A 15,551-nucleotide genomic window follows, 5' to 3' on the forward strand; every position below is an offset into this window, starting at 1 on the left:
AATTCACTCCCTCTATAAATAGTTAAATACTGACAAGATGAAAGAATTCACCTTGTCAGTATGAATTTACCTAGCTATTGGACGACCACTTCAAGTGGATCACTTGCTGAATTACCAAATAAGGCATTGGCAGAGGCTGTAATCGTAATCGTGCCTTCTTCCGCTTGACCTGCAAATGTAATAACAGCTTGCTGGCTTGTATTCACAGTAACGGACTGTGCTGTTAATGCTGTTGTTCCAGTGTCAATTGTCCAATTCGCTAAATTGGAAGCAGTCCCCGTATTCAATAAATCACCAGTTAAATTTACCGTAATAGATGGATTTATATCATCTACAGCAACTGTGCTTGGCGTGTTTAGCTGAGCCCATGTTGTGTAATACACATGAACTTCATCATTCGGAGCTAATACGTAAGCACCTAAGCCAACTGTTGGGCTACTATCATTTACTGTATATACCCAGCCATCCCAGCCATTTAAGCTACCAGCAGCTAGTCCATCAATTGATTCTAGGTAAGGACCGTATACAGGATGAATAGTTACTACATAGGGTTTGTTATTGTCTTGCAGTACTTGTTCTAAAAGCTCTAGCGCCGTTGTCCCTGCTTCAACATCCTCAATTGTTTCTGGCACAATAGTTGTACCGTATAAACCATCAATAGATAATGTAACATCAAATGTTGTTGCTTGTTGTTCTTGGTTTACAGGCTGTAATACTGCGGCACTTGCTGTTGGTGATACGAGCGAAACTGCTAAAAGCAGGGCAAACGCTAATTGCCACCATTTCTTGAAAATCTTCATTTGCAAAACCTCCTATTTTATTATTTCGTGAATGTTCTTGCTATTAACTCGAAAAAGAAAAAGATGCTTCTCCCAAAAAGGGGGGAAGCATCTAATGGAAAACAGAAAAAAGGCGTAAAATACAGTTTGCCTGTCCGTCTATTTGCCGTAAGTTCTCCTAGCTTCCGAAGAGAGTTAATACGATGAAATAAAGGCAGGTCTCCTGGCTTGTGTATCCTAAAATCAGCACCTTCCCATCTACTGGAGGCATTTTTCCTCGTTCGACAGTGGTATTACGCTGTAGTCATCTACACTTACAGTTGCGGAAACAGCTTCGGTTTTGCACCGAATTCCCTATTAAGCTCTATAAAAGAGCACCTTTATTCTGCAATTGCTATTCACTTATTAGAAAGTATAGCACAAATTCCTTATTTTCAAAATATTATAATAAAAAAGAAAAAATGTTGGAAAAGTTTACTTATATTTCACCCTTTTGTAGCGATTCTATTCATTAGTGACAGTATAATAATCTTTTTGATTAGTAGAAACGTACATAGTTGTTTTTTTAATACACCTATAAAAAATGGCTTACACTAAGTAATTAACCGAAAAAAGCCAGTGGCGCAGTTAACAGCGCGGCACTGACTTAATATTCCCTTTACTATATAGTTATTTTTTTGTATCATTAACAAATGCTTTGGCAATTGCTTTTCCTAAAACGGCAATTGTACGATTGACTTCTTCCTCAGTATTGCCGATGCCACCAATTTCCACAATCATCATTTGCTTTGCTAAATCTTGATTGTAGCGCCCATCAACGCCATCACCACTTTTAGAAATAACCCCTTTTGATATTTTAGGCACAATTGCATTTAATGTGGATGATAAACTTTCAGCATAGGCAGTATTCCAGCGGAAATTTGCATGCTCTGCACCAACAACGATTGCAATTTTTGCATAATTCTCACCATTATACCCCACAGTTGTTAACTCATGCTTTAATGCATCACGATGTAAATCTAATATTAAATCATAATTATTTGTTTCTAAATGCTTGCTTAGATGCGGTCTCATCACATTATAGGATTCATGATAGCCCTTGCCCTCTAGCTTTAATTCTTTCATCACATCTACATCCAATACATTCGTTGTTAAGCCATTGACATTAAAATGGTTTACAATCTTATCTTTAAAACCCATAATATTGACCGTTTCATGAGAGGTCGCTACCTTACCACTTACAGCTTTCACCATTGGCTCATATGCTTCGTGTGAATGTGTAAACAACACTAACACCTTAAAAGGATCGGCATCTACTTCAGGCTCTTTCGTTTCTTCAAGCGCATTTTGTTCAGCTAAATTGGTAGCGGCAAACACGACTTGTTTATCTTCTGGTTGTTGCGTCGGAGTCGATGCTTGCTTGTTGAACGGAAGTTGCCCAGCAATGACAGGTAATACGAAAAAGAACAATAATAGACCAAATGACCATTGTAGTTTTTTTAGCAAAGTCACACCCTCCTCCCCTTATCGTATGGAGGGGGTATGGCATTTAGAACGAAAAAAATTTTCTTGTTTTTCGCATAAACTGTAGTATCTTAGACGGTTGTTTTTATAGATCGCTTGCCCAATTCATTAGCATAGAGGCAACTAATTTTGCATAGCGGTCCACCCAATAATCCGCTTCTTTTGGCGTCACCATTAGCTGTGTATGTGCGCCTGCCAAGGTTTCCTCAAACAATTGCTGGCGTTCCTCTCTCGACCATGTTGCCCATTCGCCAAAAATAGGCTGTACTAAAGACATATCAAGCTCCTGCTGAATATCTGGCTGCCAGGAGGAGAGGGACAGCTTCGAGGATGGTTTATGGCGCTCAGCCACACGAGCTGCTATTGAGCGAAGCATTGTTTCCACTGCATCTGCAATTAATACAGGGGCATCTACTACTGTTGGAATACCAATAGCTGTCACTGGAATACCCAGCATTTCATAAGAAATTTCTTGCCGTTGATTGCCTACCCCTGAGCCTGGATGAATACCTGTATCGGTTAATTGAATTGTTTTACACAGTCGATTACTCGCTCTTGTAGCAAGTGCGTCCACTACAATGATTAACTTCGGCTGTAGACGTTTAGCAATGGCAGCTACAAACTCTCCTGTTTCATAGCCTGTTTGTCCTGTTACACCTGGGGCATACATAACAAATTTTTCATCAATGACATCTAAGCTATGCAGATGATCAATTAAATAGGGGCCTATTGCATCGGGTGTAATGGTACGATTTCCCAAACCAACTATTAAAATTTTATCATCTTCTTGCCAAGAAAGTGCATCATGCATTTTTTTGAAATTTACAAGCAATTCTTGTTCAAGTTGTGCAAAGCCATCTCGATCTTCTAGTGTCAGTGTCGGGACAGAAAGGGTAATATACTGCCCTTCCTTTTTACCAATTTGCTTTTCCCCTTCAGCGTCTACAAGAACATCTGTAATTTTTACTCGACCCGCATTCCGATCTTCAATTTGAATGCCACTTGATTGTTCAAGCTTTTCTTTTTGCTCTTTCGTCTGATGGACAACTACTTCTTCTGATTCATCGATTAAATCTGTTCGTTGCCAATTAAAATTTTGCATACAGTTCACCTCAAGCTGTAGTTTGTTCAAACTGTCAAGTAAATATTCTTTGCATTTATCTATTGCAATTTGTCCAAGCGTTTGTTAAAATGATTTTTGTTGTATTGACACAAGAAATCAATGAGAAGTTATCATCTCGTACCTAATTTAGGAGGTGAAATAGATGCCAAACATTAAATCTGCCATTAAACGCGTAAAAGTGAACGAAAAAGCAAACCTTGCTAATTCTCAAGCTAAATCTGCAATGCGTACTACAGTTAAAAAAGCTGAAAACGCTGTTGCTGCTAACGCTGATAACAAACAAGAGCTTTTACAAGCGGCTTATAAATCTTTAGATAAAGCAGCTTCAAAAGGACTTATCCACAAAAATGCGGCGGCTCGTAAAAAGTCTCGCCTTGCTAAAAAAGCGTAATGATGTAAAAGACCAACTACTCTTTTAAAGGTAGCTGGTCTTTTTGATTTTCCTAAGTTAAAGCTGTCGTAATAAAAAAAGTTCTAAATAGCGCTCACGATTACCACCTGTCGATTTTAACTGTAAATCAACCTCAGCCAATTGGTATAATGCCCGCAGTAGACTTTCCTCTGAAGGACGGTGGCGTTGCTCAACCATTAGCTTTACACGATACGGATGGATTTTTAAATTTTTTGCAATTTGCTGTGGATGATAGCCCTTTTTTAATAAATAAAAAACATTCGACATTGTACGAACATTGGAGGCAAGTAGACCTACAAGCATAATAGGCTCCTGTTTTTGGCGCAGTAAATCATGATAAATCGTCAAAGCGCCAACAGCATCATTCGCCAAATAAGCATTCAGCATTTTAAAGGCATCCTCTTCCAAAGTTTTTGCCACTAACTCTTCTACCAATGAGGCCGTAATTTCACCACCCTCTCCTAAATAGAGAGTTAGCTTGTCTATTTCCATTTGTAATTGCAGCATATTTGCTCCAACCATTGCAACAAGTTGTTCAATCGCATCTTGTGTAATCGAATTACCTGCTGCCTTCACAATACCTTGAAGCCAAACAGTTAAATCTTGCTCCTTTGGTGTTTCTGCTTGAATGTATAAAGCATGCTTCTTCATGATTTTTGTTACTTTTTTACGTTCATCCAATTTTTCATAAGGGGCAATAAAAACTGTGACAGAAAAATCAGATGGATTGGCGAGCCATGCCTCCAGTCGCTTCACATCATGGTCGATTTTTTCCTTCCCCTTCTCTGCTGCCTTTAAAAACGAGGCATTTTTAGCAATAATAAGCTTACGTTCTGAGAAAAAGGGGATGGTATCTGCCTCATCCATAACCGCATCCACTGGCTCCTCATCTAAATCGAATGCCGTCAGCTCCAGCTCTTCCTCTGGGCCCATTGCCTCTTTTAAACGTTTAATGGTCTCATCTATAAAATAGCTTTCTTCACCAACAAGTAAATATACTGGTGCCAGCTCACCTTTTTTAATTGTATTCCAAGCCTTTGAAATCATAATTTCCCCTCCATCTAGCAATACTATCAGTATACATGATTTTTACCGTTTTTGTGTCTTTGACCGAATTGTGTCGATTCCTTGCCAGACGGGGAAATCACCTTTTCGATATAGCTTTTATGACCATGTTGTCTTATAATAAATAACAGAATTGGAGGGATATCAATGAATCCATTTGAAGGAAAAAACATTCAATGTCGACGTAACGATGCAATTGATTCTGGTGTTGGCTTCGGCGTATCATTTGGCGTTTTTACAATTATGTTTATCATCGCAATTGTCGTAGATTTCGTAGCAAAATAACCGGACTTATGCATGAAGAAAAAGACCTTGGTCATTGGACAAGGTCTTTTTCTGTAGCCCTAACAGCCCAATACTTCCCACGAATGCGCACTTCAATTGTGCCATCAATGCCCGTTGTTAAAGTAGCTAAATTTCGCCGAACAAAGCGCTCTACTACATCCTTATGGGGATGCCCATAACGGTTATTCAGTCCTGCACTGAAAATTGTTAGTTGAGGCTGTAGTAGCTCAACAAAAGACTCGGTACTTGAGGTTTTACTACCATGATGACCTGCCTTTAGCAATGTTATCTGGCTGATTTGCTGACCGTAGTGTTGAATAAGTTGCTGCTCGCCCTCTGCCTCCAGATCGCCTGTCAAGAGCGCTGTAAAACCTTTTTGCCGCATTAATAACACAAGCGAATCATCATTTCCTTCGTATAAAGTATCACGCGGCCATAAATAATAAAACTCGGTCCCTCCTTTATGCCACCCCATGCCTTGCATCCTCTCTTTCACAGGCACACGCTGCTTTTTAGCTTCTCTTTGTAAATCTATCATAACAGGCTGATCCGAGGAGCCAGGGGTCACATGAATTTCATGCATCGCAATCTCCTGTAATATTTCCTCTGCCCCTTCTACATGATCTGCATCGGCATGTGTCACGATAAAAGTATCAATCGTTCGAATACCTTTACCCTTTAAAAAAGGTACAACAACCTGTTTACCTATCTTATAGGGTTGATTTACTTGTTTCCACCGCTCCTGCTCAAAACGCAGTACCCCTCCCGAATCAATGACATAGACAGCCTTGCGAAAAGGTAATTCAATTACAATACTATCTCCCTGTCCAACATTTAAAAAGGTAATTTTCGTGTCCTGAAATAGCATAGGCGACACATGAATCGCTATAGCAGGAATCACCAATACAGCTATTAACTTTCTATACTGCTTTATTTCTAAAAAATAAAAGCCCATCAGTACACTTAGCATAGCTAGAGTCATTAGCCAGATAGATGGTCTACCTGGCGACCAGAGCTGCAATGGTAGCTCCTGTAGAGCAAAAATCATATTGGTTAGCCATGTACGTAATGGCTCATAAACAGCAAATAGTTTATTGGCCAGTGGCAATGATAAATAAGTTATGCCTAATACCACAATATTAAAAGGTAATATTACAAAGGAAAATAAAGGAACAAAGAAAATATTCACTAAAAATGAGGAAATGGAGAGTTCATAAAAATGATGGAGTAATAAAGGATAAACAAGAAGCTGGCAGACAAATGTAATAAAGAAGGAGCGCGTGAGCCAGTTCCTTGTGCGTTTCAAGATCGCACCTGAATAAATAAGACTAGCTGTTGCTAAATAAGATAATTGAAAGCCAACTTGAAAAATAGCACCTGGTTCAAGTAAAACAAAGCCTATAAAGCTTATTGCTAACGCATCATCAATAGTAATTGCCCATTTTAGATAGCGCAGTAGCAGGATTAATTCGACAACAGAAACTGCCCGCCACACAGAGGGCGCACCACCTGCGATAACACCATAAGTAGGTAGTAACATCATTAGTATGACTGTCGCTATTTCCCTGCGAACACCTAGGCGCAAGCAGCCTTCAAAAAAAAGCCAAGATATCAAGGCTACATGTAAACCTGAAATCGCAAATAAATGAGTGATACCAAGTTTTTGATAGGCACGCTGCAAATCCTCATCCACCTGATCCTGTACACCAATTAGCAATGCCTGTGCCTCCGCGGCAAGTGATGCAGGAAAGGTTCTCTCAATATGCATTTTGATGCTATGTCTAAGTGTGGCAAGAGAGGTACGAATGGAATACTGCTTCTCGACATACGTCCACTCGTTAATGTCAACAATACCCGTTGCTCCTTTACTCGTTAAATAGTGTGCCATTGAAAATGCATAGGCATGTGCGGGAGGGTTAGGTTCAGATAGCTCACCCTTTGCAAGAAAGGTCATACCTGCTAACGATCGTTGTTCATAAAAGGCTTTCTCCTGTGCGGATGTAAATGTATAAACAATATAAAGCTTATCGCCATGTGCGGTGGTAGCAAAGCCGCGCAGCTTTTGACCATTTATGTTATAGTCGCTTGTCCACGTTAAAGGGAAGGTTGCTGGTAAGGGGGAAGGTTCTTCTAGCTGATAGGTTATTAAAAACAAATAAGATAGTAAACCACTAATTATTACTAATAGCGCAGGAAAACGGGTCTCTCCTTTTAATAGCAGCCATAGCGCTAAAAGAAGTAAACATAGGAGTAACCCTGCTGTCTTGTGTGCCGCCAAGGACGCTACAAGTACAGCAAGCGCTACAAATATCCATCTATGCTTTAATGCTTTTGCCAAATAATGCACTCACCCTTTGCTCATAGGGCAGCAATTTTTCAGCTGACACGCCACTCTCGCGAAGCTCTTGTAGCATATCTGTGTATAGAGCTAGTTTTTCATCGCTTAAAAAATCAATTTTACGTTCGTCAAACGGGACGTGCACAACCTCTACCCCCGCTTTTGCAAATAATTCCTGAGCATAGGGATTATTTTTATAGTCTGTTGCATAATAGATACGCTCAATACCTGCTTGAATAATTGATTTTGTACATGGTAGACAAGGAAAATGCGTGACATATAAGTCTGCTCCTCTTGTAGGTGTACCGTATTTAGCGCATTGCAGCAATGCATTCATTTCGGCATGTACCGTACGCACACAATGGTTGTCCACCACATAGCAGCCCTTTTCAATACAATGCTCATCGCCTGTAATAGAGCCATTATAGCCACCTGCGATAATGCGTTTATCCCGTACAACGGTTGCTCCTACGGCTAATCTTGTACATGTGCTACGTAATGCGAGTAAATGGCTTTGTGCCATAAAAAATTGATCCCAAGTAATTCGCTCCATATGACTACCTCCAAAAATATCCATGATAAGTGCTAGTTTTCTTGTTGTTTTCCTACTCTAGTGTAGCCCTTTTAGAAAAGACGCGTCAATATCACAATGCTTACTTTACAGTAATCAAGTCCTTTAGTTTTTCAAAGGTTTTATCACCGATGCCACTAATTTTCCTTAAATCCTCAATTGTTTGAAAGTTACCATTTTCCTCTCGATAAGCCAAAATGCTTTGGGCTTTAGAGGGGCCAATGCCAGGTAGTGTTGTCAGAGCTACTGCATCTGCCTTATTAATATTGATTTTTTGCTCCTGACTATTGCTCTCAGTCTGTGCTGTTCCATATACAGGCATTGTTAAAATGGTGGAGGCTATCTCGTCTAATTGCTCACCCTTTATTGGTATATAAATGACCATTTCATCCTGCACTTTTTGCGCATGATTAATTAGCTGTGTGTCAGCCTCCTGTGTATAGCCACCTGCAAGTTGTACAGCATCGATAATACGTTGATCTGACTGTAGCTCATAAACGCCTGGATGCACCACAGCACCCTTTATATCTACAAATACCTGCTGTTCAACCGCTTCCTCAGCAGGTTCAATAGGATTATTTTCTTCGATTGGTTGGATTGGTTCGATAAGCTCTTCCTGGGGAGGTGAAGAGTTAATATTCGAAAAATAGAAGTAAAAAATGCCACTGACTACGAGTATGCTGGGGAATAACATACTTTTTCTATACTTTTGCCATAAGGTTTGGAACACAGTACCATCCTTTCATTGCAAAAGGGAATCATATGGAGTTATCTCCATCATACACGATCATGTGTTTGTTGAAAAGATACCTTTATATTATTTGCTGAGTGTATCTGCTATCTATTATTTTTACCATGCTATCCGTTACGTTGCTCTCACTATCCACCACCAAAGCAAAAAGCCACACTGTCCCATCAACAGTGTGGCTGCTTCTCTCGTTATTTTACCGCGCGAATAAAAATACGCTCGCTGTCATCCTCAGGGGGTTCCTCACGAAAATCGGCTGTTACTTTTACATCGCTAAAGCCAATCGCACGAAGCCAAGTTATATATTGTTCGAGGGAGAAAGTGCGTTGCATATGCTCCTCATCAAAACGTTCATACAAATCGCTGGCAGACTCTCGCACATAAAAGGTCATTTGATGGATAATGGAATATTCGTAGTCACCAGGCTCCGTATGCCATATGTAGCTAATATCACCATCATCATACGTAAACGGCCCATCTAAAAAAATTTCCGTCATTTTAAATAATGAGTGGACATCGAAAAATAGCTGACCCCCATCTCGTAAAGCATTGTAAATACGTGCTAATGTTGTATAAACAGCCTGCTCCTCTAAAACATAATTGAGGGAATCAATCGCAATTGTCACAACATCCAGTGCCTCAAAGCCCTCTAGCTCATCCATAGACATACAATACAATGGCGCATGGTATCCTGCGTCAGCAAAGCGCTCTGCTGCAATGGACAGCATCTCTTCTGATAAATCAATACCGCTGACCTGATAGCCAGCCTGTGCAAATAGCAAGCTCAGTACACCCGTACCACAACCAATATCTAAGAGTGTCGGATATTGGTTGCTTGGTGCATATTGTACAACCCAATCTATATAACGATCGTAAGGAATATCTACTTGTAGCTCATCATAGACATAAGCAAAGCGTTCGTAGCTACTCACTTAAGCCTCTGGTACGTCTAGTTGCGGTGCATCGCCCCATAGACGCTCTAAATTATAATAAGCACGCTCATCCTTATGGAATATATGTGCCACTACATCGCCTAAGTCTACAAGAACCCACCTAGCTGCATCAAAGCCCTCTACACGGCGGATTTCATAGCCCTGTTGTTCGGCTACATCCTGTAGCTCACGCGCAATTGCTTGCACTTGGCGATCTGAATTACCATGGGCAATGATAAAGTAATCCGCTAAAAGGGAAATTCCTTGCATATTTAATACGACAATATCCTCACCATGTTTGTCGTCAATTGCTTTGTACGCTGCTTGTAATAAAGTTGAAGTCATCCTTCACTATCCTCTCTGTTCATTATATCGTTATAACATTCTATTGATAAAGGATAAATCGGCTGCTTTGTGTCAATTAAAAATGCCAATGTATGGCGCACACATGCACTTATCGCCTTATCCAAATTTTTTTGCGCCTTTTTTCGCAGACGGTCAACCCCATCAAATCGACGGTTTGGTTCAATCATATCTGCGACAAAAATAATTTTTTCTAAACGGCTCATACCAGCGCGTCCTGTTGTATGGAAACGAATAGCATTCAACAATTCCTCATCTGTGATGCCAAATTCACTTTGTGCTATATAGGCACCCACTGGACCATGTAGTAATTCACTACCCCAACCAATGAGTCTTGAATCTAAATGTTCATCACGAACGATCCTCTCCATCCATTCAATGTCTGCATATTTCGCAATATCGTGGAGGATGGCTGCTGTTTCAGCCTTTTTCACATCCTCGCCATACTTTTGTGCTAAGGCGATGGCTGTTTCCATTACACCGATTGTATGAATATAACGTTTTTCAGGCATTCGTGGCTTAATCGCCGCTAAATACTGCTCGCGTTCCATAAAGACCTTCCTCTCGTATGAACGTCTCTACCGCCTCTGGTAATAAAAATGTCACCGTTCCTCCAGTTGCCAGACGTTGACGAATCAGTGTGGACGATAAATCGATTTGAGGTATTTCCACCATACTTATAGGGTACTCTGTTGTCGCCGCTGTCCCTGGACGCTTTACACCGACAAACTGAACAAGTTTCACTAAATCATCTATACAATGCCATGTATGTAGCGAATCAATCATATCACCGCCGATAATAAAGTAAAACTGCACATTTGATTCTCGGCTACACAATGCAGAAAGCGTCTCGTAAGAATAGGATACGCCACCCTTCTCAACCTCATACGACTCTACTGAAAAATGAGGAAATGGGCGAATCGCATGCCGCACCATTTCAAGACGTTCGGCATTGCTAGCATCAAAACGTGCATGCTTATGTGGCGGTATGGCATTGGGCATAAAGCGGATTTCATCAAGCCTTAGTGCATGATAAACTTCATTTGCCATTAATAAATGCCCTATATGTGGTGGATTAAATGTGCCTCCTAATAAACCGACTCGTTTCATCGTTTCACCTTACTTCGCTGTTTTTGGTAAGACAATCTTTTTATGATTGCGCGATTCTTTATATAAAACAACTGTTAGGCCAATGAGTTGTACAAGCTCTGCATGTGCGCCTTTTGCCAGTGCTTCTGCAACATCATGTTTATCCTCTTCACAGTTATCTAAAATACGCACTTTAATCAGTTCACGTGCTTCTAATGCCTCACGAATTTGCTTTGTCATTTCATCATTAACGCCACCTTTTCCCACTTGGAAAATAGGTGCTAAATGGTGTGCCTCTGCACGTAAAAAACGTTTTTGTTTACCTGTTAACATAAAAATTAGTTTCCTCCCAATTGCGCCTTTAGCTGCGCAATCATTGAATTTGTATTTGGATAGCTTCCTAGCCAATGCTCAAAAGCGATCGCTCCTTGATGCACAAACATGCCTAAGCCCGTGACAATCGTTGCTCCTTGTTCTTCAGCAGCCTGTAAAAAAGGCGTCATTAATGGATTATACACAATATCTGCAACAATTGCTTCTGTTGTAAGCCGATCTAATGAAAATGGCATTGAAAAATTGCCCGTAGCAAGACCAGCCGATGTCATTTGCACAATAATACTGAAATCAGCTAATGTTTCTTCCGCCTCTTGTAAAGATATTGCGCGACCCATCCCCATCTCGTCCACAATCGCTTGTGCATTTGCTACTGTACGATTGGCCATCGTTAAATCGCGATAGCCTTGCTGCTGCATCGCAAAGGCAATGCCACGCGCAGCACCACCAGCACCAACAAGCAGCACTGACTTATTTTTATGGGTTGTGCCAACAGCGTCCTCTAATGAACGTACAAAGCCTATACCATCTGTATTATAACCTTTCAGCTTGCCCTCTTGTGTACGCACCACTGTATTAACAGCACCCATTTTTTGTGCCAGCTCATCCAGCTCATCTAAATAGGGAATAATCGCTGTTTTATGAGGGATTGTGACATTCCAGCCGCTTGCTCCTAATGTTTTTAAACCCGCAACGGCTGATTCTAGCTGGTGAGAAGCTACATGGATAGGAATATATGTTGCGTCAATATCCATCTCCTCAAACCAAGCATTGTGCATAGCTGGTGATTTAGAATGTTCAATCGGATCACCAATAACCGCAAACCATTTCTTCATGTTCTAGCCCCTTTTCTCTCTAAATAAGTGAAGGACGAATGGACACCTGTACACCTTTTGGTGCATATGCCGCTACTACTACATTGGCATGCTGAACCGTAATCCAGCCTAGCCCAGAGAATACAACATCTGTTTTAGCCTCTTTTATCGAGAACTCATGACGCACCAATGGTGGTAGCTGGTCAATAAAGTCCGCTGTTGGGGGTGCTAGCAACTCGCCTTTATGTTCTACATACAATGCATCTGCTTTCTCAAGCTTTGTACGATGAATGGGTAGATCGTTTGCCACATGAATTGTAAAGGCAGAACGGTCCCCTTGAATAAAATCAAATCTCGCCAATGCCCCAATAAATAAGGTTTGTCCTGCATTTTGCTGGTAGACCTTTGGCTTGATCTCTTTTTTCGGCATAATATATTTTAATTCACTGGCATCAATATGATGGGCCATTTGATGGTGATTAATAATGCCAGGTGTGTCATATAATGCACTACCATCATCCAATGGAATCTCAATCATATCTAAAGTTGTGCCTGGGAAATGCGACGTTGTAATCACTTCACCCTCACCTGTAGCCTGCTTAATAATGCGATTAATAAAGGTAGATTTCCCAACATTTGTACAGCCGACCACATAGACATTGCGTCCTTGGCGGTATTCGTCAATGGCTTCCATTGCCTCAACCATTCCTTTGCCTTTATGGGCACTGACTAAGAGGACATCCACTGGTTGAAGCCCTAGAGCCTTCGCTTCACGCTTCAGCCAGTTAATCACCTTTTTCGGCTTTACTGACTTTGGCAATAAGTCGGCTTTATTGGCAATTAATAAGACAGGATTTTTACCGACAAAACGGTGAAGTCCAGGTAGCCAGCTTCCATTAAAATCAAATATATCAACAATTTTTACGATTAAGCCTTGCTGTGTACCAAGACCATTTAAAATACGTAAAAAGTCATCATCTGTTAATGATACTGGTTGAATTTCATTATAATTTTTCAAACGGAAGCAGCGCTGGCAAATGACCACATCCTTTTCTAATGATGATGGGGGTGCATACCCAACTGCTGTTTGGTCCTCTGTTTGAATTGTTGTACCACAGCCAATACAATTTGGCATTTCAATCATTCTTGTTCCTCCCAAGTTATTATTCCTTTTCGTTTTAAATCATTAAACACACGACGTTCAATGAAACGGTTAAATTTCGTCACAAGCCCATCTGATTGGGCAACAGGCTTTACTAACACGGTATATAGCCCTAAGCGATTAGCGCCCATTACATCTGTAAGAAGCTGATCGCCGACCATCACGACTTCTTTAGGACGCAAGCCTAATTGAATCAGTGCGCTATAAAAAGCATTGCGAAGCGGCTTTTTTGCTTTGTGAATATATGGGATGCCTAAGGGCTCAGCAAAATGTTTCACACGTGCTTCATTATTATTCGATGCAATAATAACACGAATACCTGATTCTTTCATAATGCGTAACCAGATCGTCAGCTCTTCTGTTGCATCTGCACGATCCCATTCTACAAGCGTATTGTCTAAGTCTGTAATAATGCCTCTAATCCCTAATTCATGTAGCTTTTCTGGTGTAATTTCAAAAATATTTGTGACAAATTCATTTGGTAATAAAAAATTGTACAAAATAGCGACCCCTAATCTTAACGTATTATTCGACCATTATAGCATATTTGCAAAGGCTTCACCCATTCGAATTGGGCTTCCTTGCACAACATTGTCTGTAAACTCAATTGCATCTTTTTCAAATAGCATAACAACTGTTGAGCCAAATGAAAAATAACCAACCTCCTGCCCCTTATGCCATTTGGATGTTGTATTGGTAAGAACAATAGAGTTAACAAAGGTCGCACCTACTTTTATAAATGCAACCTGCTGATTGTTTGCGGCCTTCAACTCTGTTACTAAACGGTAATTATGAGAAATTGGTTTTTTACCGTATGTAAGACCTAATTGATTTACAGGATAAGATTTTTGGCCCAGTGTATATTGACGTACGACCTCGCCATCAATTGGGCTATGGATGCGATGATAATCGGCAGGACTTAAGTAAAACACAATAAAGTGACCATCTATATATTGTGTCGCTCGTTCTGTATTGCCGAGCAAATCTTGTAGTGCATAAGGCTTACCTTTTACAAGAAATGTCATATCCCATTCAATTCGTCCAAAGGATTCTACTTTGGCATCGACAGGACTGGCATAAGTCATAGGATTTTTTTCAATCGGCCGAGCATCTTCCAATAGCTCTCTTGTAAAAAATTCATGTAAACATGAAAATTGCTGTGGTTTTTTTGAAACTTCTTCAAGGTTAATATCGTATAGTTTCATATAGCTTGGAATAATACGTTTACTCCACTTCGCTTTTGCAATAGTTTGCAAAAGATGAGAGGATTGCTTACCATTCGTTAGTTCTATTAAGCTTTGGTATAATTTTTCTTTCATACAGTAAAACCCCTATCCATTAATTTAGACTGTCAATTTTTTTGCATTCGAAGTATAATGGTATAATATCTTAAGTCAAAGGAGTGATCCCCCTTGTTTTTTTATCACAAGTTGGTGGATACCACGGTTAAGAAAATGAAATCGCACGCAGCTAACTTCATCACAATTAGTAATATGTCCTTTGGAGGCGCGGCTATTATGGCCACTCTACATGAATATTATAGCTATAGTGCCTTGTTTATCTTCATAGCAGCTCTTCTTGATCGCTACGATGGTAAGGTAGCGAGAGCGCTCGGACAAGTGTCTGAGTTAGGTAAACAATTGGATTCTATGAGTGATATTATATCATTTGGTGTGGCGCCTGCATTATTAATGTATGAAGTTGTTCTAGTTGATTTTGGTTTTGTCGGCATGATGATGGCCGTATTATTTATTGTCTGTGGTGCGATGCGTTTAGCTCGCTTCAATATTAGCGAAGCGAATGGCTATTTCACAGGCTTACCAATTACTGCTGCAGGTACATTCTTAACTTTAACGTATTTTGCGGCTAATACGTTCCATCCGGCATTTTATCTTTTCCTTTTTCCCATTTTAGCTTTACTGATGATCAGTACATTTACACTAAAAAAAGTGTAACAGCACATTTGCTGTTGCACTTTTTTTCATTTCCCACAGCTTTTAAACATATACTGT

19 protein-coding genes and 1 riboswitch are annotated in these 15,551 nt (G+C 40.2%); of the genes, 3 read left to right on the forward strand and 16 right to left on the reverse strand.

Annotated elements, in window-relative coordinates; translation table 11 throughout:
• Nucleotides 1-74 precede the first annotated feature (74 nt).
• From ADM90_RS17600 to gpr, 3 genes are all read right to left on the reverse strand, one after another.
• Nucleotides 75-800 carry a DUF4430 domain-containing protein gene (locus tag ADM90_RS17600; RefSeq protein ID WP_053996220.1) on the reverse strand — a complete coding sequence of 242 codons (726 nt, stop codon included), beginning with the start codon at nt 798-800 and terminating at the stop codon, nt 75-77.
• Nucleotides 801-975: 175 nt separating this feature from the next.
• A riboswitch (cobalamin riboswitch) is annotated at nt 976-1,176 on the reverse strand.
• Between the two features lie 272 nt (nt 1,177-1,448).
• Nucleotides 1,449-2,291 (reverse strand): stage II sporulation protein P, encoded by an 843-nt coding sequence (gene spoIIP / locus ADM90_RS17605; RefSeq protein WP_235473666.1) that lies wholly within the window; start codon nt 2,289-2,291, stop codon nt 1,449-1,451.
• Between the two features lie 97 nt (nt 2,292-2,388).
• Nucleotides 2,389-3,405, reverse strand: coding sequence for a GPR endopeptidase (gpr, locus tag ADM90_RS17610; protein WP_053996222.1), 1,017 nt, complete (start codon nt 3,403-3,405; stop codon nt 2,389-2,391).
• A 163-nt stretch (nt 3,406-3,568) separates the two neighbouring features.
• On the opposite strand from gpr, the gene rpsT reads away from it, so the two are divergent.
• Nucleotides 3,569-3,817, forward strand: a complete 249-nt coding sequence (gene rpsT, locus ADM90_RS17615; RefSeq protein WP_053996223.1) for a 30S ribosomal protein S20 — start codon at nt 3,569-3,571, stop codon at nt 3,815-3,817.
• A 57-nt stretch (nt 3,818-3,874) separates the two neighbouring features.
• Here rpsT and holA read toward each other — a convergent pair whose 3' ends face one another.
• Complete coding sequence (gene holA / locus ADM90_RS17620; protein ID WP_053996224.1) at nt 3,875-4,885, reverse strand: DNA polymerase III subunit delta; 1,011 nt, start codon at nt 4,883-4,885, stop codon at nt 3,875-3,877.
• Between the two features lie 165 nt (nt 4,886-5,050).
• On the opposite strand from holA, the gene ADM90_RS24020 reads away from it, so the two are divergent.
• Nucleotides 5,051-5,188, forward strand: a complete 138-nt coding sequence (locus tag ADM90_RS24020; RefSeq protein WP_083448602.1) for a YqzM family protein — start codon at nt 5,051-5,053, stop codon at nt 5,186-5,188.
• Between the two features lie 31 nt (nt 5,189-5,219).
• On the opposite strand, the gene ADM90_RS17625 is transcribed toward ADM90_RS24020, so the two are convergent.
• The 12 genes from ADM90_RS17625 to ADM90_RS17680 form a co-directional block, all read right to left on the reverse strand.
• Nucleotides 5,220-7,535, reverse strand: a complete 2,316-nt coding sequence (locus tag ADM90_RS17625; RefSeq protein ID WP_412176997.1) for a DNA internalization-related competence protein ComEC/Rec2 — start codon at nt 7,533-7,535, stop codon at nt 5,220-5,222.
• Nucleotides 7,504-8,079 carry a ComE operon protein 2 gene (locus tag ADM90_RS17630; protein ID WP_053996225.1) on the reverse strand — a complete coding sequence of 192 codons (576 nt, stop codon included), beginning with the start codon at nt 8,077-8,079 and terminating at the stop codon, nt 7,504-7,506. Before ADM90_RS17630 ends, ADM90_RS17625 begins: the two co-directional genes overlap by 32 nt.
• A gap of 100 nt (nt 8,080-8,179) precedes the next feature.
• On the reverse strand, nt 8,180-8,827 hold the full coding sequence (locus tag ADM90_RS17635) for a helix-hairpin-helix domain-containing protein (protein WP_053996226.1): 648 nt from the start codon (nt 8,825-8,827) through the stop codon (nt 8,180-8,182).
• A gap of 209 nt (nt 8,828-9,036) precedes the next feature.
• Nucleotides 9,037-9,777 (reverse strand): class I SAM-dependent DNA methyltransferase, encoded by a 741-nt coding sequence (locus ADM90_RS17640; protein WP_053996227.1) that lies wholly within the window; start codon nt 9,775-9,777, stop codon nt 9,037-9,039.
• Entirely contained in the window at nt 9,778-10,122 is a 345-nt protein-coding gene (rsfS, locus tag ADM90_RS17645; RefSeq protein ID WP_053996228.1) for a ribosome silencing factor, read from the reverse strand.
• Nucleotides 10,119-10,691, reverse strand: a complete 573-nt coding sequence (yqeK, locus tag ADM90_RS17650; protein ID WP_053996229.1) for a bis(5'-nucleosyl)-tetraphosphatase (symmetrical) YqeK — start codon at nt 10,689-10,691, stop codon at nt 10,119-10,121. The genes rsfS and yqeK overlap by 4 nt, the downstream gene beginning before the upstream one ends.
• Nucleotides 10,660-11,250 carry a nicotinate-nucleotide adenylyltransferase gene (locus ADM90_RS17655; protein ID WP_053996230.1) on the reverse strand — a complete coding sequence of 197 codons (591 nt, stop codon included), beginning with the start codon at nt 11,248-11,250 and terminating at the stop codon, nt 10,660-10,662. Before ADM90_RS17655 ends, yqeK begins: the two co-directional genes overlap by 32 nt.
• Nucleotides 11,251-11,259: 9 nt before the next feature.
• Entirely contained in the window at nt 11,260-11,562 is a 303-nt protein-coding gene (gene yhbY / locus ADM90_RS17660) for a ribosome assembly RNA-binding protein YhbY (RefSeq protein WP_053996231.1), read from the reverse strand.
• 5 nt (nt 11,563-11,567) lie between these two features.
• On the reverse strand, nt 11,568-12,398 hold the full coding sequence (aroE, locus tag ADM90_RS17665; protein ID WP_053996232.1) for a shikimate dehydrogenase: 831 nt from the start codon (nt 12,396-12,398) through the stop codon (nt 11,568-11,570).
• 19 nt (nt 12,399-12,417) lie between these two features.
• Nucleotides 12,418-13,521 carry a ribosome biogenesis GTPase YqeH gene (yqeH, locus tag ADM90_RS17670; RefSeq protein WP_053996233.1) on the reverse strand — a complete coding sequence of 368 codons (1,104 nt, stop codon included), beginning with the start codon at nt 13,519-13,521 and terminating at the stop codon, nt 12,418-12,420.
• Nucleotides 13,518-14,039 carry a YqeG family HAD IIIA-type phosphatase gene (locus tag ADM90_RS17675; RefSeq protein ID WP_053996234.1) on the reverse strand — a complete coding sequence of 174 codons (522 nt, stop codon included), beginning with the start codon at nt 14,037-14,039 and terminating at the stop codon, nt 13,518-13,520. Before ADM90_RS17675 ends, yqeH begins: the two co-directional genes overlap by 4 nt.
• A gap of 36 nt (nt 14,040-14,075) precedes the next feature.
• Nucleotides 14,076-14,858, reverse strand: a complete 783-nt coding sequence (locus tag ADM90_RS17680) for a phosphatidylserine decarboxylase (RefSeq protein WP_053996235.1) — start codon at nt 14,856-14,858, stop codon at nt 14,076-14,078.
• 135 nt (nt 14,859-14,993) lie between these two features.
• Between ADM90_RS17680 and pssA the strand changes: the two genes are divergently transcribed.
• Nucleotides 14,994-15,494 carry a CDP-diacylglycerol--serine O-phosphatidyltransferase gene (gene pssA, locus ADM90_RS17685; RefSeq protein WP_053996724.1) on the forward strand — a complete coding sequence of 167 codons (501 nt, stop codon included), beginning with the start codon at nt 14,994-14,996 and terminating at the stop codon, nt 15,492-15,494.
• Nucleotides 15,495-15,551: the final 57 nt, after the last annotated feature.

Source organism: Lysinibacillus macroides, assembly GCF_001281525.1.
Taxonomy (GTDB): Bacteria; Bacillota; Bacilli; order Bacillales_A; family Planococcaceae; genus Lysinibacillus; species Lysinibacillus macroides.